At 62.5% G+C, this 18,177-nt stretch carries 20 protein-coding genes; 2 read left to right on the plus strand and 18 right to left on the minus strand.

The genetic code is table 11. The features are described 5' to 3' along the window. Positions 1 to 5: 5 nt before the first annotated feature. Entirely contained in the window at positions 6 to 581 is a 576-nt protein-coding gene (locus CDV44_RS16605) for a fasciclin domain-containing protein (RefSeq protein WP_371328778.1), read from the minus strand. 143 nt (positions 582 to 724) lie between these two features. Next, positions 725 to 1,102, minus strand: coding sequence for a hypothetical protein (locus CDV44_RS16610; RefSeq protein WP_087689016.1), 378 nt, complete (start codon positions 1,100 to 1,102; stop codon positions 725 to 727). Positions 1,103 to 1,228: 126 nt separating this feature from the next. On the opposite strand from CDV44_RS16610, the gene CDV44_RS16615 reads away from it, so the two are divergent. Beyond that, positions 1,229 to 1,618 (plus strand): nuclear transport factor 2 family protein, encoded by a 390-nt coding sequence (locus CDV44_RS16615; RefSeq protein ID WP_087689017.1) that lies wholly within the window; start codon positions 1,229 to 1,231, stop codon positions 1,616 to 1,618. A gap of 44 nt (positions 1,619 to 1,662) precedes the next feature. On the opposite strand, the gene CDV44_RS16620 is transcribed toward CDV44_RS16615, so the two are convergent. Then, complete coding sequence (locus CDV44_RS16620; protein WP_087689018.1) at positions 1,663 to 1,917, minus strand: 3-phosphoglycerate dehydrogenase; 255 nt, start codon at positions 1,915 to 1,917, stop codon at positions 1,663 to 1,665. A 95-nt stretch (positions 1,918 to 2,012) separates the two neighbouring features. Continuing rightward, positions 2,013 to 2,279, minus strand: coding sequence for a hypothetical protein (locus CDV44_RS16625; protein ID WP_087689019.1), 267 nt, complete (start codon positions 2,277 to 2,279; stop codon positions 2,013 to 2,015). Between the two features lie 176 nt (positions 2,280 to 2,455). Here CDV44_RS16625 and CDV44_RS16630 point away from each other — a divergent pair, with 176 nt between their 5' ends. Beyond that, positions 2,456 to 2,647, plus strand: a complete 192-nt coding sequence (locus tag CDV44_RS16630) for a hypothetical protein (protein ID WP_058378875.1) — start codon at positions 2,456 to 2,458, stop codon at positions 2,645 to 2,647. 142 nt (positions 2,648 to 2,789) lie between these two features. Here CDV44_RS16630 and CDV44_RS16635 read toward each other — a convergent pair whose 3' ends face one another. From CDV44_RS16635 to CDV44_RS16705, 14 genes are all read right to left on the minus strand, one after another. Then, the gene (locus CDV44_RS16635) at positions 2,790 to 2,984 is read right to left on the minus strand and encodes a hypothetical protein (RefSeq protein ID WP_058378876.1); all 195 of its coding nucleotides are present in this window, start codon (positions 2,982 to 2,984) and stop codon (positions 2,790 to 2,792) included. A 338-nt stretch (positions 2,985 to 3,322) separates the two neighbouring features. After that, on the minus strand, positions 3,323 to 3,604 hold the full coding sequence (locus CDV44_RS16645; protein WP_087689021.1) for a hypothetical protein: 282 nt from the start codon (positions 3,602 to 3,604) through the stop codon (positions 3,323 to 3,325). 75 nt (positions 3,605 to 3,679) lie between these two features. Next, positions 3,680 to 3,892, minus strand: coding sequence for a cold-shock protein (locus CDV44_RS16650; RefSeq protein WP_087689022.1), 213 nt, complete (start codon positions 3,890 to 3,892; stop codon positions 3,680 to 3,682). Positions 3,893 to 4,080: 188 nt separating this feature from the next. Further along, a complete protein-coding gene (locus CDV44_RS16655) occupies positions 4,081 to 5,307 on the minus strand; it encodes a GGDEF domain-containing protein (RefSeq protein WP_087689023.1) in 1,227 nt (408 codons plus the stop codon). A gap of 479 nt (positions 5,308 to 5,786) precedes the next feature. Beyond that, complete coding sequence (locus CDV44_RS16660; RefSeq protein ID WP_087689123.1) at positions 5,787 to 6,572, minus strand: IclR family transcriptional regulator; 786 nt, start codon at positions 6,570 to 6,572, stop codon at positions 5,787 to 5,789. Between the two features lie 169 nt (positions 6,573 to 6,741). After that, the gene (locus CDV44_RS16665) at positions 6,742 to 8,376 is read right to left on the minus strand and encodes an AMP-binding protein (protein ID WP_249277592.1); all 1,635 of its coding nucleotides are present in this window, start codon (positions 8,374 to 8,376) and stop codon (positions 6,742 to 6,744) included. A gap of 17 nt (positions 8,377 to 8,393) precedes the next feature. Next, on the minus strand, positions 8,394 to 10,148 hold the full coding sequence (locus CDV44_RS16670; RefSeq protein ID WP_087689025.1) for an ABC transporter permease subunit: 1,755 nt from the start codon (positions 10,146 to 10,148) through the stop codon (positions 8,394 to 8,396). 97 nt (positions 10,149 to 10,245) lie between these two features. Next, the gene (locus tag CDV44_RS16675) at positions 10,246 to 11,319 is read right to left on the minus strand and encodes an ABC transporter ATP-binding protein (protein ID WP_087689026.1); all 1,074 of its coding nucleotides are present in this window, start codon (positions 11,317 to 11,319) and stop codon (positions 10,246 to 10,248) included. A gap of 111 nt (positions 11,320 to 11,430) precedes the next feature. Then, positions 11,431 to 12,513: an ABC transporter substrate-binding protein gene (locus CDV44_RS16680; RefSeq protein WP_087689027.1), complete on the minus strand. Its 1,083-nt coding sequence runs from the start codon at positions 12,511 to 12,513 to the stop codon at positions 11,431 to 11,433. A 161-nt stretch (positions 12,514 to 12,674) separates the two neighbouring features. Further along, positions 12,675 to 13,475, minus strand: coding sequence for an enoyl-CoA hydratase/isomerase family protein (locus CDV44_RS16685; protein WP_087689028.1), 801 nt, complete (start codon positions 13,473 to 13,475; stop codon positions 12,675 to 12,677). A 302-nt stretch (positions 13,476 to 13,777) separates the two neighbouring features. Beyond that, a complete protein-coding gene (locus CDV44_RS16690; protein ID WP_058380317.1) occupies positions 13,778 to 14,203 on the minus strand; it encodes a F0F1 ATP synthase subunit epsilon in 426 nt (141 codons plus the stop codon). Positions 14,204 to 14,308: 105 nt separating this feature from the next. Beyond that, positions 14,309 to 15,361: an Ldh family oxidoreductase gene (locus CDV44_RS16695; protein ID WP_087689029.1), complete on the minus strand. Its 1,053-nt coding sequence runs from the start codon at positions 15,359 to 15,361 to the stop codon at positions 14,309 to 14,311. Between the two features lie 34 nt (positions 15,362 to 15,395). Beyond that, positions 15,396 to 16,889 (minus strand): DASS family sodium-coupled anion symporter, encoded by a 1,494-nt coding sequence (locus CDV44_RS16700; protein ID WP_058378887.1) that lies wholly within the window; start codon positions 16,887 to 16,889, stop codon positions 15,396 to 15,398. A gap of 328 nt (positions 16,890 to 17,217) precedes the next feature. Then, positions 17,218 to 17,736, minus strand: coding sequence for a hypothetical protein (locus tag CDV44_RS16705; RefSeq protein WP_087689030.1), 519 nt, complete (start codon positions 17,734 to 17,736; stop codon positions 17,218 to 17,220). Positions 17,737 to 18,177 lie beyond the last annotated feature (441 nt).

The following is an 18,177-nucleotide window of genomic DNA, read 5'->3' on the forward strand; positions in this document are numbered from 1 at the left end:
CTACATCAGGGCATCAATACCTTGTCGACCACGTGAATCACGCCGTTAGATTGCATGACGTTGCCGATGGTGACGTTGGCGACACCGCCTTTATCGTCGGTTACGGTCAGGTGATTGCCTTGTTGCATGACGGTAAGCGAGTCGCCTTCCACCGTCTTGAGCGTCGCGCGGCCACCGCCGTCGCTCACGGCTTTCATCAGATCCTGTGCAGTAAGACGGCCGGCCACGACGTGATACGTGAGGACTTTGTCGAGCGTCGGTTTGTTTTCAGGCTTGAGCAGCGTGTCGACGGTGCCGGCGGGCAGTGCCGCAAAGGCTTCGTTGGTCGGCGCAAAGACCGTAAAGGGGCCGGGACCGGAGAGCGTGTCGACCAGCCCGCCCGCCTTGACTGCGGCAACTAACGTCGTGTGATCTTTCGAATTGACGGCGTTCTGGATGATGTTCTTCGACGGGTACATTGCCGCCCCGCCCACCATGACCGTCTTCTCACCATCCATCGCGGCGGACGCCAAAGACACCATGGCGGCCTGCCCGCCCATGACCACGGCAATCGCGAGCACAACACCGGAAAATCCGGACATTTGACGTGTTTTCATTCTTTCACCCGATTCATGGCGCTTCGCAAGTTGGAAGCACTCAGACATACGAGTGGGAATGAATGGCGGATGCGTCGCCTGGAAGAAAAGACTCGCGTGTGCCGGAACGTGTCCGGGTGCGCCTGAGATTATGTCTTCTTCCGGGTCGCGCGGCGCTTGCGCGGTTTGGGCTCGACGCCGATGCGGGCATCGCCCGCGAGTACCAGCGCAGTCATGGTGTGTGCGACGGCTTCGAACGCCGGGTCCGATTGCGGCACGTACAGCCATTTGCCCAACACCGGATGAGGTTGCAACGCGGGAATCTCTGCCATCAACGAAGCGTGATGGTCCTGCGAGGTGCAGACCAGCAAGCCGTCCCACGGCGAATCGCGATCAGCGGCGATCAGACAGAGCAAACCTCCCACATAAGCAGCGTCGCTGCCGAACATTCGCTTGTGAATGAACGTCTCGTCTCGCTCGAAAGCATCGAATATCCAGAGCAACGAATTACGCACGGACGATGGCATAGCGAATACCGGGGAATGAAATGAGGTCAGGATACGGGGATAAACCGAAGTGTATGGGATTCAACGCTAGAATCACCGCATATCGCCAAATCCACACCTTACCGCGCTTGCGCTGCCCATCACGCCATGACTGATACCCGCCGCGATCGACTGGCTGTAGAGGAAGCAGAACACACGCTTGCACACGCGCATCTCGACCTAGCGACCGGGCTCGACGTCATCGAGTCGTTGCTGCATCCCGATTACATCATCATTCAACCGGGCGGCGTGATCGAGACGAAAACCGATGTGCTGGCGTCTTATCGCACCGGCACACGGCATTGGGATACCGCGCAAGTCGATCAGCTTCGCTCGACGCAATACGGCGCGACGATCATCGTCGTCGGCCGCTGGTGCGCGAGCGGGCATAACGGGGCAACGTGGTTTGATTATCAGGCAAGGTTTGCGTCGGTCTGGATCAAGACCGGTAGCCGCTGGCAGAACATCACCTACCAGTCGACGGAAATCACCGTTTAGTCTTTCCGAACGCGTCCAACCCTTCGGACGCCGCCCGCAGTCCACTATTGCGATGAAGTAGCGGCTTGCGCGCGATGCGCAGCAGCAATATACGCCAACCCCGCCGCACTGAGCGCGATCTCGGCGACGCCGCCGGGCGTATGAATCCGGATGAGATACCCTCGCGCGTTGGCCTCTTCCCAGACGGGTAAGCGCGGGCAAGATGTACGCCACGCCTCCATGATCTCGGCATAAGGCTTCCCCGCCGGCCCGATCCACTCCAGCAGGTCGAGGATCAGCGGTTCGATCGATGCGTCCATGATCACCTCCAGAATCCCGGCGATATCCAATGCCGGGGAAGTCAGTCGGGCAGGTGCAGCGTCTGGCAGGCGGGCTTTGCCGCGAAAGCTGCGCGTTACTTAAACACGCCGGCCCGGGCATCCTGCTCGAATTGGGTGGTCCACGTCGCCTCGCCGAACGATGAGCGGTAATGCCGGATTCGGCGCATGCCGCTCACATAGACATCATGAATGGCCTGCGCAAGTGCGCCTTCGCCCGAATAGCTGGTTTCTACCGTTACGATCAGGCGCTTCACGTTAATGCCACTGGCGAGACACGCGGCGAGAAACCGCTCGCGCTGCTCTTCAGGAAGCGCCTCGATCCCCTGGTTTTTCCGATCCATCCTGATCTCCCAGCGCTGTTAAGCATGCCGCGCGCATTGCGCCACACGATAAAGACGTTTCAAAACATTCTGATGCCGAACCCTGTTGCTTGTTTAGCCATCGGCGTTAAAGATTTCGAGCAATGCGGCGTCATAGCGCGCATACTCGATAAAACGGCGGCATCAGGAGAAAAACCATGCTTTCGCTCACCAAACAAGCCATTGCGGCCGCACTTCAATTAATTGCGAAGGGAAGCGACACACCACCTGACGCGGTCATCGACGCGCTACTCGCCCGGGAACTGGTTCGCCGGGTTGGCAAACGCCTGGAAGTGACGCCGTACGGTAAATCCTACTGCCGATCGATGTACACCCCGGCGTGGCACTGAGCGCCTGAACTGAGCACTTGAAATGCGTTTAGCGGGCACGTATGCCCGCTAAATGTCCTTCAGATGTCCCCAACATCACTGGCTGGTATTGCACCGCCAGTCGACCGGGGAAGTGTGCCCCGACACCCCGGGGCGAATCCGCTTAACGCCAGGCGGGCGCGCGCTCCGAGCGGCAATACGACCGCCCAAACTGGGTGAGTTCCAGCCGTTCGCCAACACGGCAAATCAGCTCTCGCGCAAGTAGCGCATTGATCACAGCTTCGGAGGGACGCGTCTGTCCGGTATCGGAAATGCGTTGAATGGCGGCCACAATGGCTTGCTTCGAAAGGGTCAGCATTCTTGAATCCTCAGCGGTCGGTCAATGACAATGATCGACGATCACGGATGGTTCGTTGTGCTCGTGCGATTTGATACTGGCCGCAATCGATCACGCAGGATCGCGCAGCGTTACTGAATATTCACGGCATTCAAGGCCCACGCGTTAGCGGGAACCGGCAACCAGCTCGCCATCCGCGAGCGCTGCATCAGGTCGCAGGCGGCGCCACGGTAGGCACGGTAGCGCAATCTCATGACAAACGTGATCGCGGCGACGGAAAAAAACCGGGTTCGGTCCGGAGGAAGGTAGTCCGCATACAAAAACCAGCTAGGTGACGCATGCATGTCGACCTCACAAGGTCAGAGGGCTTTGGCGCCACTCTCAACCAGATTATCTACCAGCCCCTGAGCGTATTTATTCCCGGCGCGCCGCGCTTCTCCAATCGAGTCGAACGGAAGGCTCCTGAGTTGGAATGTCTTGGATTCCCCGGAGTATGCGAGATCCTCGATCATCGCACGGGTAAGCCTCACGGAAACGCCGAAAGTCCGGTCATGCTTTCGCGATGTCGAATCGGGATCCTGTGCGCGGAACACGAACGTTTCCAGACGGAAACCCTTATAAAACGGAGTGACGTAGGCCATATTGCCCTCGACGACCGCCGCACTTTCCCCGGCGTCGAGTGCGCGCCCGGGCCAGCACAACGAAAGGAAATGAGATCAGGAGGGTCTGATATTGGAAGCCAGCAACCCCTTCGGACCGCGGGTGATGTCGAAGGACACCTTTTGATTCTCGCTGAGGGATCGGAATCCGTCGCCCTGATCGGATTTGATTTCCGAAAAGTGCGCGAAGAGGTCTTCTCCCCCCTCGTCCGGCGCGATGAATCCGAAACCCTTGCTGTCGTTAAACCACTTTACAGTACCGGTGCTCATGTGAACTCCCAGTTCTCCCGACGTGCTGCCATCGCAGTGCGCACGGCTGGGCATCGGTGCCGGACAACCAAGAAATTCAGAGATCGGTAGTGTCTCGCAAAGATCGTAGGATCGACGCTCGATAAACGTCAGACTTGATGTTCGATCCATCACTTATACGCGGTTATCGGGGGCGCCGCAATGCTTTTCTACCCCGCGGCGCGCAAGGGCGTACGCGCTTCCGTCATCGTTATTGACGTCTCTGGCGTATATCGCACGCAACGGTTTCGACCCGCCGCTTTGGCCTGATAAAGCGCGCGATCGGCACGCTGCACGAGTGACGACAACTCGCCGCGCGAGCGCTCGTCGCAGGCCACCCCGATACTCACCGTTGCCGCCACCGCTTCGCCCTGCACCGTGCGTCCCGCCCGCTCGAACGCCTCGCGTACCCGCTCGGCAATGGTCAGCGCCTCCGTCACACCCACGCCCGGCAAAAACAGGGCGAATTCCTCGCCGCCGTACCGCCCGAAGATGTCGTCCGCCCTGAGCTGCTGCGACGCCGTGCGCGCGAACAGCAGCAACACGGTGTCCCCGAACGGGTGACCGTAAGTGTCGTTGATGCGCTTGAAATGATCGAGATCCAGCAGCAACAATGCCACCGGCGCGCGCGCGGTCCCGTGGCGGCGCATCTGCTCACGAGCGAGCCGGGTGAATTCGGGGCGATTGAACGCCTGCGTGAGCCCGTCGCGCGTCGCCGCCCGGTGCAAGGCGATTTCAGACCGCTCTTTGCCGAGCGACACCATCAGGAAACTCGCCACAACGATCAGCACGAGCATCTCGGTCGTCGCCACCTGCGCCCCGAACCACGTCAAAAACCAGGCATCGGCCGGCCCGAACCAGACCAGCGCCACCGCTCGCGCGGTGTAAAAGCTGCCGTGCAATACCGCCACCACCGCAAGCACGATGCTGCTCGGCAGCCGCATGCCCGAGGCCTGCCAGAACTCCTTGGCCGCCATCAGGCTGTACATCGCGAGCAGGGAAAAGAACAAGGCGCCGCCGCTCCACGCGTCGAGCGGACGCGCAAACAGCCAAGTCCCCCACAGCAACACCGCCGGACCGCCGAACACGGCCACCCACTGCACGCTGCGTCCGTAAAAGCGTCGCGCCCCGCTCCAGACCATGGCAAACGCCAGTGTGGCAACCGCATTCCCCAGCGGATAAAGCACGGCCAATCGGCCGCTTCGCGCGGCCAGCAAATAGAGAACGGGAGAGAACGTCGCGAGCAGGAACGCCAGACTCCACCAGCGCGGAGACTCGGCCTCGTCGCGACGCAGGGCATCGAGCATGAACAGAATGCCCGTCGCGATACTCAGCAAGAAAGTGACGAATTGCAGCGTTGGCAAGTCCAACGCAGGCAACGACAACCCCAGAGCCATAGCTCCATTCCCCCGTGTGCGCTGCCCGCCGGGCAACTAGCCCTTACGCGTATCAGTCGCGCGGATTGAAGGCGCGGGGGAGGCGGCAAATCGCTTTTGCACCGCCTGAGATTCGGATTGGTAAGTACCGCAGTCGCTTGCGCACCCCGTTTGGCGCACCGTCTGGCCGCCCCGGTTCGGCCATCGGTTTCTCTACAGGTCTTCCGTCGCCCTGGCCCAGCCGGCCGTGGCTTGACACGCACTTCCCTGAACACACCGTCAATGCGCGGCTGCGTGTTCTGCGCGGTATCTCGGAATCCTTGGAATTCAGCCCTGCTCCAACCCCATGCGGCGGGATTCTAGCACGCCATTTTGAGACTTCAACCGGACGGGCGGCCGACCGGCTGAAGCGCAAGCCCAGCCGATCTCAGCGCGCCTTACATTGCCTGACAGGACACCTTGGGGTCTATTCAACCCAATTCCGGGCGCGTGAGCGCGTGCTAGTCCTGACGCCGGCGTGCCGACAACGCACCGGCCGTCTGAATCACGAGATCGGCGAAGCGGCGCTCGTCGCGCCCGGCATTCCAGCGCACGCGCGGCACGGCGATATTGATGGCACCGATCGCGCGGCCGTCGAGATTGACCACCGCCGCCGAGGTCGAAATGTCGCCCATGAAGTATTCGTCTTCGGTATGCGCATAGCCCTGCTTACGAATGCGCGCGAGCCGCTCCTTGATCTTGCGCGGCTGCCAGACCGTTGCCGGCGTGAACTCCACCAGATTGGTACGGGCAAGAATGTCGTCGATCTCGCCGTCTTCGAGCGTCGCCAGCATGGCCAGACCGGGCGCCGTGCAATAGGCAGGCAGTCGCGAGCCGACGATCACGTTCGCGTTGAACACACTGCGGCTCACGATCCGCAGCACGAACACGATATCGGTATCGAGTCGCACGGTCAGGTTGGTCGCCTCTTCGGTCTCGGCGGCCAGTTGCTGAAGGTACGGCGCGGCCCGGCTCACCAGTTCGTTGGAGACCAGATAGTGATAGGTGAAGTCGAGCAGCTTGGGCGAGAGTTCGTACTTCTTGCTCTGCGGATCCTTGAGCAGATAGCCCAGTGCCGAGAGCGTGAAGGTGAAGCGCTGCGCCGCGCTGATGTCGAAACCGGTGGCCGCCGCGATCTCTGACAGCGAGAGATGACGCTTCGAACCATCGAAGGCGGTCAGCACTTTCATCGCCTTCTCGACAGACTGCACGTACAACGTCGATTCGCTCGAAGCCGCCGCCGGCATATCGTCGGCGGCCGCCGTTTTGGCACGGGTACGGGGAGTTTTATTGGTGGCCACAATCGTGATGGAATAAGGCAATCAGGCCTGAATTATCTCATAAAAATAAGAGTCTATTTTATATCGATAACTCTAAAATCCCCGTACCAGCGCTCACAAACCCTCCCCTGCACACTCATTTCACCGCAGCGTGATCCCATGCCGGTGCCGTGTCGCGCGAGAGCAGATGCTTGCGAATGCGTTCGGAGGGCGTGGTCTCGAATCGCGCAGTTTCGCGATAGTAGCGCGGGCGCTGATAGCTGGCGAGCTTGTCGCCTGCCCATGCGGAGAGCGTCGTCCAGTCGATCGCCTGACCTTCGCGAAACTGCACGTAGAGCAGCACATCCTGCTCGCCGATCGCGCTCGCGACACCGATCGCCGCGCAGGCCGCCACCGCCGGATGCCGGGCAAACACGCGCTCGATCTCCCATGCCGACACGTTCTCCCCGCGCACACGCATGCTGTCGGTGCGGCGTCCGACGAACACCAGACTGCCGTCCGGGCTGCGGCGCGCGCTGTCGCCCGTGTAGAGCTTGCCGTCGCGCAACGCCTTGGCACTGGCTTCGGGGTTATCCAGATAGCCCGGCAGGAACACCCCGTCGACATCGCTCGACAACACGATCTCCCCCAGTTCGCCATCGGGCACCGGACGCCCTTCGTCATCGAGCAATTCCAGTGTGAGCCACGGCAGCGCATGACCGATGGAACCCGGCGTATCGCTGTCGTTGAGCGTGGCAAAGCTGGAGCATTCCGTCATGCCATAGCACTCGCGCAACGCACACTGCAACCGCTCGCGCGTCGCCTGCCATGCGCTGGCCGCCACACCCGCGCCCCACGCCACGCGCAGACTGTTATTCGCCGGCTGGGCCTCGCTGGGCAGTTGCATCAGGATGTCGAGAATGCCGCCGAGATAGTGCAGATGCGTGGCCTGCGCCGCTTCGCACTGCTGCCAGAAGCGGCTCGCCGAGAAGCGTTCCACGACATGCATTTCCACGTCGGCCAGAAACGGCAGCAGCAACATCTGCGCGCCGCCGATATGGCACAGCGGCTCCCACAGAAACAACCGGTCGCCGTTGCCCGCATCGGCCACCTGCATGGCGGCCTCACTGGCGATGCGCATCATGCGGTGCGTGAAGAGCACGCCCTTCGGCGCGCCTGTCGTCCCCGACGTATAGATGATGCACAGCACCGACGCCGGCGTGACCGGCGCGGCCCGCAGCGGCGCGCCGTCGAATGCCGCGGCTTGGGTCTGCACATCGCTCAACCACCACCGGACGACGCTCGGCCCGTGGTGCCCGGGTTGTTGGGCGGCGAGCGCCAGCCCGGCATCGAGCACTTCATCGAACGCCGGCTCGGCGATCAGCAACTTGGGCTTGGCGTGCCCCAGCAGGTATTCAAGGCCGTCGCCCTTGAGACGCGTATTGACCGGCACCCAGACGAGCCCGGAAAGCATCAACGCGTAGATCAACGCGACCTGCGTGGCGCTATTGCCGAGCATGACGGCAACGCGGTCACCGGGCACGAGACCCTGCGCGGCAAACCAAGCCTGCATGGCCGCCACGCGTTGCGCCATCTGCGTGCGGCCGATGGCTTCGCCTTCATAGACGACAATCGGATGCGCGACCGACGCCCCGCTCGCGCTGGCAAGGCCAGCCATCAACAGCGGCACGACATCCAGTTGATCGCCCTCGGCGCGCTGGGGGAAATATCGGGTGTACGGGTGTGACGGCACATTCATCGGAACCACTCGGGCAGCATTGGACATGGACATACGAAAATCCGCAGGAATCAGTAGCTCTTACGTTTGAACATCGAAGACAGCCAGACGCAGAACGCCATCAGGAACACCAGCGAGGTGGCCACGGCAGCGAGCGTCGGCGTGACGGCCAGTTGAATGTCGTCCCACATTTGCTTGGGCAGCGTGGTGTTGATACCGCCGGACACGAAGATCGCAATCGTCAGATCGTCGAACGAGACGATGAAGGCGAACAGGAACGCCGAGCCAAGGCTCGCCGCCAGCAACGGCAGCAACACCGTGCGAACCCGGGTGAAGGCCGACGCGCCAAGCATCTTGGCGGCATCGTCCAGTCGCCAGTCGAAGCGTTTGAAGCTGGCCGAAAGCGTGACCACCACATAAGGGATGGCCAGCACGGTGTGCCCGATCACGAGCCCTGCGTTCGTACCCGCCAGCTCCCAACGCGCAAACAAATACAGCAGGCCGACGGCCACCACGATGCGCGGCACGATCAGCGGCGCGATGAACACGGCAAACAGCGGCTTGCGCCAGCGGCTCGGCAGACGCACCAGCGCAAGACTCGCGCCGAAGCCGAGCACCAACGCCAGCGCCGCCGTAGCGAAGCCCACGCCCAGCGAGCGCAGGAGTGCCGATTGCCAGACACTCGATTCCAAAAACGCGACGAACCACTTCAGCGTGAACAGCTCTGGCGGGAATGCCACGAACGACTGCTTGGTGAACGCGAGCGGCACCACGAACGCAATGGGCAACACGAGTGCCAGCACGATCACCCACGCATAGGCTTTCAGGCCAATGCCGCTACCCGGTCCGCCCGCGCGCCCGGCGCCGGGTGTGAGCTTGCCCGCCAGACGCCCGACGGCCAGCAGCACCGGCAGCAACCGGCCGCCCTGCCCGCCGGCGCGCTGCGGCGCCTCGCCGGCCAGCGACGACAGGCCGACCACGCGGTCGTACACGTAGAACACGACGATCGAACACAGCAACAGCACCGTCGACAACGCACCGGCAAAGCGCAGATCGAACAGCTCCAGTACCGACGAGATGACCAACTGCGCCACCATCGATTCGCGCGGCGAACCGAGCAGCGCCGGCACGATGAAGAAACCAAGACTCGAGATGAACACCAGCAACCCGGCGGCCGCCGCCCCCGGCCCCGATAACGGCAAAAACACCGTGAAGAAGCCCGTCGCGCGGTCAGCCCCGAGCGTCTCGGCGGCCTGCACCAGTTGCATGTTGATGCCACGCATGATCGGCAGCATCGTCATGACGGCGAGCGGCAGCATCGCGTGCACCATGCCGATCAGCACACCGGTGAGCGACGGTGCCAGCGTGCTGGCGTCGTCGATCAGGCCCAGATGCGTCGCGACGATGGTGAGCAGCCCGGTCTTGGAGAGCAGCAACATCCACGCATAGGTCTTGACGAGATAGCTCGTCCAGAACGGCAGCACGATCCACAACAGCCACCGTTCGCGGGAACGGCTAGACAGGCGCGCGAGCAGATACGCCACCGGATAGCCGAGCACCACCGACAACGCTGCCGTGAGAAATGCGATCCAGAAGGTCGAGCCAAGCACCTTCACATAGACCGCCGAATGCGTCATGCGCGCAAACTGGGCAATCGAGAGCACACCGTCGGCGTCGTACAGACCGCCTTGCAGAATCTCGACGACCGGCACGATGAAGAACACCGCGAGGAACAACAGCGCGGGCAAAGCCGGCAACCAGCCTTGCAGGCGCTTCGGCCAGGCAAAGCGGGGCCCCGCCTGGGGCAGGCGTTGAACAAGCCACATGGCAAAAAACTCCTTAGGCGCAAGCCTGACGGGATATCGAATAGCGCATTGGCGCCGTGAGAGCGGTCAGCATGATTCGCGAGCGGCGTTGGCGCGATCAGCGCGTGAGCAACGTGGCACGGCTGTCGTCCCACGAAAGGCCAACCCGTTCGCCCACGCGCGGCGACAGCTCACGCGGACAGCGCACGGTGAAGTCGGCGGCTTCGACACCGTCACCCTCGTGTCCCAGCGTGACGATGGCGCGCGTATCGGCACCGAGGAACACGACTTCGCGAATCGTGCCCGCCAGTGCACCGTCGCCCGGCGGCGTGAGACGCGCCGCTTCCGGGCGCACCAGCAAGCTGGCCTCGCCCGCCGCGGGCAAATCCGGACTCGGGCCGATCGGCACGAGCGTGTTGCCCATGCGCAGCGCCACGCGGCCATCGGGCAGACGTTCGACCACGCCATCGAGCAGATTCGAATGTCCGAGAAAATCGGCCGCAAAGCGCGTCGCGGGCCGGTCATACAGTTGCGTTGGCGTGCCGATCTGTTCGATACGCGCCTGATTCATCAGGCAAATACGATCAGACAGCGTGAGCGCTTCGTCTTGATCGTGCGTCACGTAGATGAACGTCGCGCCCAACTCCTGATGCAAGCGGCGAATCTCCAACTGCATGTGCTCGCGCAACTTCTTGTCGAGCGCCCCCAGCGGTTCGTCGAGCAGGATGATCGACGGACGGAAGGCAAAGCAGCGCGCAAGGGCAATGCGCTGCTGCTGCCCGCCCGAGAGTTCCGACGGCAGCCGCTGCGCAAACGCCTGCATCTTGACCATGGCCAGCGCGGCGTCCACTGCCGGGCCCAGCTCGGCCTTCGGCAGCTTGCGCATGCGCAGGCCGTAGGCCACGTTCTCCCACACGCTCATGTGCGGAAACAGCGCGTAGCTCTGGAAGACCATGCCGATACCGCGCTTACCGGGCGCGTCACGAGTGGCGTCGCGTCCGTCGATCAGCAACTGCCCCGTCGTCGGCTCGACCAGCCCCGAAATCATCTGCAACAGCGTGGTCTTGCCGGAGCCGGACGGCCCGAGCAGCGTGAGAAATTCTCCTGCCGCGACCCGCAGGTCGGTGGGCAGCAGCGCGGGCGTCTCGCGATACGTCTTGGCAAGACCGACAGTTTCCAGTTTGGTACTCATGTTCGACTCTCATCCTGCAAGGTGCAGCTAACGGCAGACAGCGACGGAGAATGGCCTGCGCCACCCTCCATCCGACAGACGGCTTACGACTGACGACTTACGACTTACGACTTACGACAGCAACCATGCGTTGAAACGTTCGGTCGCGCGGGTGCGGTTTTCCGCCCACCACTGCGGGCTCGGCAGACGCATGCCCTTGAGGTTGTCCGGTGCAGTCGGCAACAGCGGCGCACGATCTTTCGGAATGGCGTCGAAGGCCTTGAGGTTGGTCGGGCCGTAAGCGAGGTCTTGCGTGATGAGTGCCTGACGGCTCGCATCCCCACAGAAGCGCACGAACTGGCGTGCAAATTCGGCGCGCGGCGTGCCCTTCGGAATACCCCACCCTTCAATGGAGTACAGCCCCTGATTCCAGACGATCTTCACCGGCGCCTTGTTGTCGATGGCGGCCTGTGCGCGGCCATTCCACGTCGACATCATGTCCACGTCGCCGCTCTGAATCGCCTGCATGGCTTGCGCGCCCGACGTCCACCAGAGATTGATGTGCGGCTTGATGCGGTCGAGCGACTTGAATGCCCGGTCGAGGTCGAGCGGATACAGCTTGTCGATGGGTACGCCATCGGCCATGAGTGCCTGTTCGATGGTGTCGAGCGGGCTGCGGCGCAGCGAGCGGCGGCCCGGAAAACGCTTCACGTCCCAGAAGTCGGCCCACGTTTGCGGGGTTTCCTTGGTGAACTTGTCGGTGCGGTAGGCCAGCACGGTCGAGTACACATCCACGCCCAGCCAGTCGGGCGTGACCGCCTCGGGCATGATGCCGGGGAAGTCGGCCGCCTTCATGCCGATGGGCTCGAGAAAGCCCTTCGATTCGAGATACGGAATGTCGGCCGAGAGCGTCAGCGTGGTCACGTCCCACACGAAGTTCTTCGTCTGCACCATCGCCGCGAACTGCGCCACCGGCTGCGAATCGCGCGCGACGCTCACCACCTTGATGCCGGTTGCCTTCTCGAACGGGTCGTAGAACGCACGGCGATACGCCGTGGTGTACGGACCGCCCGGGTCGGAGACGATCAACTGGCGCGCTTGGGCCTGCGCACCGCGCGAGGCGACGAGCGGCAAGGCGCTGGCGAGGGCAACGGTCCCGGCGGCTTGCAGCAGGCGGCGGCGCGAGGGGTTTTGCGGGTCGTGCGAGAAAGACATGAGTAACTCCGCTAACGTGGGGGCAGGCGCAGCGCGCATGCCGTGTGTGGCGTATGTGGCTTTTTGGCTTTGTGGCCTATGTCGCTTGTCCTGCCCCGCTTCGCGCTCGACCCGATGACGGTGTGCGTTGCGCGGCGGGGCTTGTGATGACAACCGTCCGGTCAGACTTTGGCGGCTTGTGCCTTGGCGGCACGCTTCTCGAAGAACGCGGCCATCATGCGTGCCGGCTCACCCGACTCGTACGACTCGCGCTGAATGCGCATGCCGGCTTCGATGGCATCCTGGAAGGTGCCTTCGGTCATTTCGCGGAAACGCTGCTTGTCGAGACGCATGGCCACCGGCGGCTTTTCGGCCAGTTCGGCCGCAATTTCCAGCGCCTTCTCGAACACCTTGTCTTCCGGCACGAGGTGATGAATCAGCCCCAGTCGATGACTCTCGTCGGCGTCCATCAGGCGGCCGGTGAGCGTGAGTTCGATGGTGCGCGACAGGCCAAGCATGTGATTCATGATCCACGGGCCGGTCGTGCTGGCGATACCCGCATTGATTTCCGGCTGCCCCATGCGCACGCCCGGATGCCCCACGCGGATGTCGCCGAGCAGCGACACCTGAAACGCCGAACCGGCGGCCGTGCCGTTCAGGGCCATGACCAGCGGCTTTTTCAGGCTGCGGATCACGTCGTAGTAATGCTCCCAGCCCTTGATCCACTCGATGGCCGTGTCGCCGTCGAAGTGCTTGGCTTCGCCCAGATCCTGACCGGCGGAGAAGGCGCGCCCTGCCCCCGTCATGATCACGGCCGCCACGTTCTCGTCGGCATTGAAACGCTCGAGCGCCGCGATGATCAGCTCGCGCATGGCGATGGTCCAGGCGTTGAGCGCCTGCGGACGATTCAACGTAATCACGGCGACCTTGCCGACCTGCGTGAAAAGAACTTCCTGCTCCGGCTGCTTTGCTGTCTCGCTCATTTGAACTCCAAGGGCACGAACGTGTGCATTGAGATGGCGGTCATGCGAACATCGCATTTCTCGCTAAACAGTTATCTCACTGCAATAACTGTTATCTGAAAGCAATATAGTTATTTCAAAAAGATGGCGCAACCGGAATCGCCTCGGGGTTTACCTCAGGCGGTTGCACCCAAAAGAAAACCGCCACGGGCAAATGCCGGTGGCGGTTTGTTGGGGTGACGGCTATCGCGGCGCGTGCAAGGTGCACGAGGGACGCGATAGCGTCGAGGCGGCTAGCCGATCGGCCAGCCGCTGGGCGGGGCTTACTTCGATTGCTTCTGTTTGCGCATGCGTTTGATCGCATCGAGCTGTGCGACGGCTTCGGCCAACTCGGCCCGGGCCTTCGCGTAATCGATGTCACCCGATTGCGTTTCGATCAGCGCGCGGGCTTCCTCGCGGGCACGTTCGGCACGGGCCTCATCGAGACTCTCGGCACGCATTGCCGTGTCGGCGAGAATTGTCACTCGATCGGGCTGAATCTCGACGAAACCGCCCGCGATGTAGAGATACGTGTCCACCCCGTCCTCGGCTTCGATACGCACGGTGCCGGGACGCACCGGCGTGAGCAGCGGCGTATGCCCCGGCAATACGCCCAGCTCGCCCATCTTGCCGGGCACCGCCACAAACCGCGCTTCGCCTGAATAGATCTCACGCTCGGTACTGACGACATCCACCTTGAGTAATGCCATGCGTTTCACTTCTCCCTGCGATGCCGGGCACATCGCCTTTTTCGTTTGTTACGTATTCAACACCGATCACGCCAGAACATGCGCGGCCCGGTCGCGCATCGGCGCTTACAACGTGCGCGGCGGTACCACGTTCAGTTCGGCTGCCATCTTCATCAACGACTCCCAGATCGGCGGCGTCAGGTCGATGTGATCGTGGTGCTTCTGGCGATTCTCCGCCTCGTACTCACCCGGATACTGCACCCGGTCGAAGCCGGGTTGCGGCGGGCACGACGTCAGATAGTCGATGAACGCCTCGACTTCGTGCGAGCGCCACGTGGCAGCGAAGTCGACCTGCGGGTTGAGCACGATGGCAAACATGTTGTTCGTGGCCACGCCCGCACGCGGGTGTTCCGGCTGAATCGTACCGCCGCCCGAGAGCACGCCCGCGAGCAACTCCGTCACGATACCGAGCGCGTAACCCTTGTGTCCACCGAACGGCAACAGCGCGCCGAACGGTTCGGTGAAGAGCGCATTCGGATCCGTGCTCGGGTTGCCGTTGCCGTCGATCAGCGAGCCCGGCGGCGCCTGCTTGCCTTCGGCGGCCAGCACGCGCGCCTTGTTGATGGCGATGGCACTGGTGGCCATGTCCACCACAAGCGGCGGCCGGTTGTTCGGCAGCGGCCCGGCGAAGCACAACGGGTTGGTGGTCAGGCGCGGCTCACTGCCGCCGAACGGCGCCACCATCGGCTGCCGGTTCGTCACGTTGGTGAACGCCATGAACACGAGGCCCTGCAACGCCACCATCTCGCCGTACTGACCCATGCGACCCAGATGGTGACTGTTGCGCAGCGTCAGAATGCACACGCCCTTGTCGAACGCGCGGGCAATCGCATGTTCGACCACGAACTTGCCCACGTGCTGACCGAAGCCGCGATTGCCTTCATACAGCAGCAGATTGCCGTGGTCGGTCATGACGCTCGGACGGCCGGTCGGATTGACCTGACCGTCTTCGAGCACCTTGCGATAGGTCGGCAGAATCGAGAGCCCGTGGCTCGCATAACCCACACGGTCGGATTCGACCAGATGTTGCGCAACGTCGTACGCGATATCGTCCGGCACACCCTGCGCGAGAAGCAGTTGCTTGCCGAAGTCGATGGCGTCTTGGACTGGAATTCGCATGTTGACTCCTTATGACTTCTTGCAATGATTCGCTTTACAACCAGCCCAGCCAGCGCCAGTAGGTCGCGGCAAACAGCATGAGCAGCGCATAACCGACGATGGTGACGATGATCCCCACCTTGGCGAACTGCTTCGCCGTGAAGGTGTCGGTGCCCAGACACACCATGTTTTGCGGTGCGTTGATCGGCAGGATGAAACCGAAGCTCACGGTAAAACCGAGCAGCATCGTCAGACCCAGCCGATTGAAGTCGCCCGGCAGCGTTTGCAGCACGGCGATCAGAATCGGCAACATGGCCGAGGTCAGCGCCGTCGCGCTCGCGAAACCGAGGTGAATCAGGATCAGGAAGGCGGCGAGCACCGCGAAAACACCCAGCGTCGAGAGCGAGTCGAGACCCGTTGCCGCCACCACATGGTTGCCCAGCCATTGACCGGCTTGCGTGGTCAGGAGCGCGGTACCGAGACTGATACCGACACCGAACACGATGACCGTGCCCCAAGGAATACGCGACTGCACTTCCTTCCACGTCATCACACCGAAGCGCGGCAGCATCAGCACGACCAGGCCCACGTAGGTGACCGACGTAGTATCGAAGCGGTGCAATTTGCCTTCCGTCGCCCAGAACAGCAGCAGACCGATCGACACGGCAAGCAGGCGCTTTTGCGGGCTCGTCATCGGGCCCATGTCACGCAGTTGCGCTTCCACGGCTTCCTTGCCACCGGCGATGGCATCGGCTTCGGGCGGCATCAGCTTGAGCACGAGCACGACAAGCACCACCGACATGATGATGGCCCACGGTGCGCCCGCAACCAGCCACTCGGCCCACGTGATGCGGTCGCCGAGCATCTTGTCCATGAAGCCCACGGTGAGCAGGTTCTGCGCCGCGGCCGTCTGGATACCGACGTTCCAGATACTGGTGGCCTGCGCCACGATGATCATGATGCCGGCAGCGATATTCGAGCGCTTGTCCACGCCGAAGGCGGCGATCACGCCCATCATGATCGGCACCACACAGGCGCTGCGCGCGGTGGCGCTCGGCACGACGAGCGAGAGCAGGATGGTCACGGCGATGGCACCGATCATCACGCGGCGCGTACTCGTGCCGATTTTGGAAAGTGTGACGAGGGCGATGCGGCGGTCGAGCCCGGTGAGCGTCATCGCGGCAGCGATGAACAACGCCCCGGCCACGAGCGCCAGTGCCGAATTGGAGAAGCCCGCGAGCGCCATGCTGATGGCACGCGACGTGCCGTATTCGACGCTCGGATCTTGAATCGTAGGCGCGGTGCCGACGAGGAAGGCCATCAGCGACGTGATGATGATGGCGCTGGCTTCGTAGGAGACGGCTTCGGTAATCCACACCACCACGGCGAACGCGAGAATCGCGAGCATGCGGTGGCCGGCGACCGGCAGGTCATCGGGCATGGGGATCAGGAGCACGGCAATCAGGACGACGATACCGGCGATCAGTCCTATGGGAACCGCTTTCTTCTGCTGGGGAGGGCTTTGCACAGAAACTTCAGGCGTGCTCATAAGGGGGCTCCAGAACGGAATGGCATGCCGGCAGTCGGCATGTCTTGAGAAACTGCCACGCGTGAACTGCGGGTTAATCCTAACCGCATTGATCTTGGCGAGGCAAGTGAGAGACAAAGGGAAAAGCAAAGGCCGATGCGCTCGAAACACACGAGTGGCGCGGACCTTGCAAAGCAGGACCTTGGCTGGCATCGGGGGGCCGAGGGTACCGTAGGCATCGGGCACCGGATAGCCCGGTCAATGCTTCGGTGAATTCGGCAAGCGCGAGCGCTGGTGCGGGCAAGCGCACCGTCTCGACCTGCCGAACGTGTCGGGAGAGTCGGGAGAATTAGAAATGCAGTCCGAAGTACTCGGGCGAGGCGACGAACATTTGCTGCGGGTTCTGTGCCGGCCCCGATAACGCGCGATGCCAGACGGTCTGATACAGGCCCGTCAGCCCGGCGCGCGGTCCGGTGATGACCGTGTCGACGTGTTGCGTCACCCCGGCGTTGGCAAGGTTGCCGCCCAGCGTCTTCCCACCCACGATGATCGGCTCGGCAGCCCACGCGCCCGCTGCACCGAACACGTCGTTCCATGGCGGCGGTACGGCATCGACCAGTGCGGGAGGCGGTGCGCCCGGCGGCGAGTGCGTCGGTGCACGAGCCGAACTGCGGGCCACACGCTTCGATCGTGTGGCCCGCGTCGGCCGGGTACCGGCGTTCGCGCTGGCTGTGTTGCCCGCGGATACGACCGAATGATCCGTCGTACCGGAGGGGGTGGCGGCATGTGCCGATGCCGGCATCCCCACGAACAACATCAACGCCAGCGCCGCAGCGGCGCCCAAGGGGCGAGAGAGCGACTTCGTCATGACTTCCTCTTGTGCCGGCGGTCAGGTCCGCCTGTCTTGCAAGACATGACGCAACTTCCGGGCCATCGAGGACAACGTATTGATTCTTATGCACTTCTATTTCCACCAGTCGCGTGATGCCGGCGCGTTTCCTCAGAAGTGTTTCATTTCAGAAACGTCCGGCAGCCGCGATTGCTTCATCGTTGAAACATTTGGCGCCGCCTTGTGGGCGGGCACCCTGCTTCAACCGTGAAGCATTCATCGACTTTCGACGCTTTCGATTGTCGTCTTGCGTTTCGTCTGGCGCATTGATGCAAATCAATAAAAGTGCACGACCGTGCGAAAACCCGAATTGACGGATGACGCGCCATATGGCCGTTTCCGGTGGTCTCTGATCGCGGTATCGGACGACTCCGAAAGTGCGGCCCGGCTGCCGACGTGGGTATCGGGTCTCTGGCACAA

Source organism: Pandoraea sp. PE-S2R-1, from assembly GCF_002179865.1.
GTDB lineage: Bacteria > Pseudomonadota > Gammaproteobacteria > Burkholderiales > Burkholderiaceae > Pandoraea.

Coding starts and splice junctions, on each gene's coding strand:
- CDV44_RS16605 (WP_371328778.1), bottom strand. CDS start 581: ATGTCCGGATTTTCCGGTGTTGTGCTCGCGATTGCCGTGGTCATGGGC.
- CDV44_RS16610 (WP_087689016.1), bottom strand. CDS start 1,102: ATGCCATCGTCCGTGCGTAATTCGTTGCTCTGGATATTCGATGCTTTC.
- CDV44_RS16615 (WP_087689017.1), top strand. CDS start 1,229: ATGACTGATACCCGCCGCGATCGACTGGCTGTAGAGGAAGCAGAACAC.
- CDV44_RS16620 (WP_087689018.1), bottom strand. CDS start 1,917: ATGGACGCATCGATCGAACCGCTGATCCTCGACCTGCTGGAGTGGATC.
- CDV44_RS16625 (WP_087689019.1), bottom strand. CDS start 2,279: ATGGATCGGAAAAACCAGGGGATCGAGGCGCTTCCTGAAGAGCAGCGC.
- CDV44_RS16630 (WP_058378875.1), top strand. CDS start 2,456: ATGCTTTCGCTCACCAAACAAGCCATTGCGGCCGCACTTCAATTAATT.
- CDV44_RS16635 (WP_058378876.1), bottom strand. CDS start 2,984: ATGCTGACCCTTTCGAAGCAAGCCATTGTGGCCGCCATTCAACGCATT.
- CDV44_RS16645 (WP_087689021.1), bottom strand. CDS start 3,604: ATGGCCTACGTCACTCCGTTTTATAAGGGTTTCCGTCTGGAAACGTTC.
- CDV44_RS16650 (WP_087689022.1), bottom strand. CDS start 3,892: ATGAGCACCGGTACTGTAAAGTGGTTTAACGACAGCAAGGGTTTCGGA.
- CDV44_RS16655 (WP_087689023.1), bottom strand. CDS start 5,307: ATGGCTCTGGGGTTGTCGTTGCCTGCGTTGGACTTGCCAACGCTGCAA.
- CDV44_RS16660 (WP_087689123.1), bottom strand. CDS start 6,572: ATGCCGGCGGCGGCTTCGAGCGAATCGACGTTGTACGTGCAGTCTGTC.
- CDV44_RS16665 (WP_249277592.1), bottom strand. CDS start 8,376: ATGTCCATGTCCAATGCTGCCCGAGTGGTTCCGATGAATGTGCCGTCA.
- CDV44_RS16670 (WP_087689025.1), bottom strand. CDS start 10,148: ATGTGGCTTGTTCAACGCCTGCCCCAGGCGGGGCCCCGCTTTGCCTGG.
- CDV44_RS16675 (WP_087689026.1), bottom strand. CDS start 11,319: ATGAGTACCAAACTGGAAACTGTCGGTCTTGCCAAGACGTATCGCGAG.
- CDV44_RS16680 (WP_087689027.1), bottom strand. CDS start 12,513: ATGTCTTTCTCGCACGACCCGCAAAACCCCTCGCGCCGCCGCCTGCTG.
- CDV44_RS16685 (WP_087689028.1), bottom strand. CDS start 13,475: ATGAGCGAGACAGCAAAGCAGCCGGAGCAGGAAGTTCTTTTCACGCAG.
- CDV44_RS16690 (WP_058380317.1), bottom strand. CDS start 14,203: ATGGCATTACTCAAGGTGGATGTCGTCAGTACCGAGCGTGAGATCTAT.
- CDV44_RS16695 (WP_087689029.1), bottom strand. CDS start 15,361: ATGCGAATTCCAGTCCAAGACGCCATCGACTTCGGCAAGCAACTGCTT.
- CDV44_RS16700 (WP_058378887.1), bottom strand. CDS start 16,889: ATGAGCACGCCTGAAGTTTCTGTGCAAAGCCCTCCCCAGCAGAAGAAA.
- CDV44_RS16705 (WP_087689030.1), bottom strand. CDS start 17,736: ATGACGAAGTCGCTCTCTCGCCCCTTGGGCGCCGCTGCGGCGCTGGCG.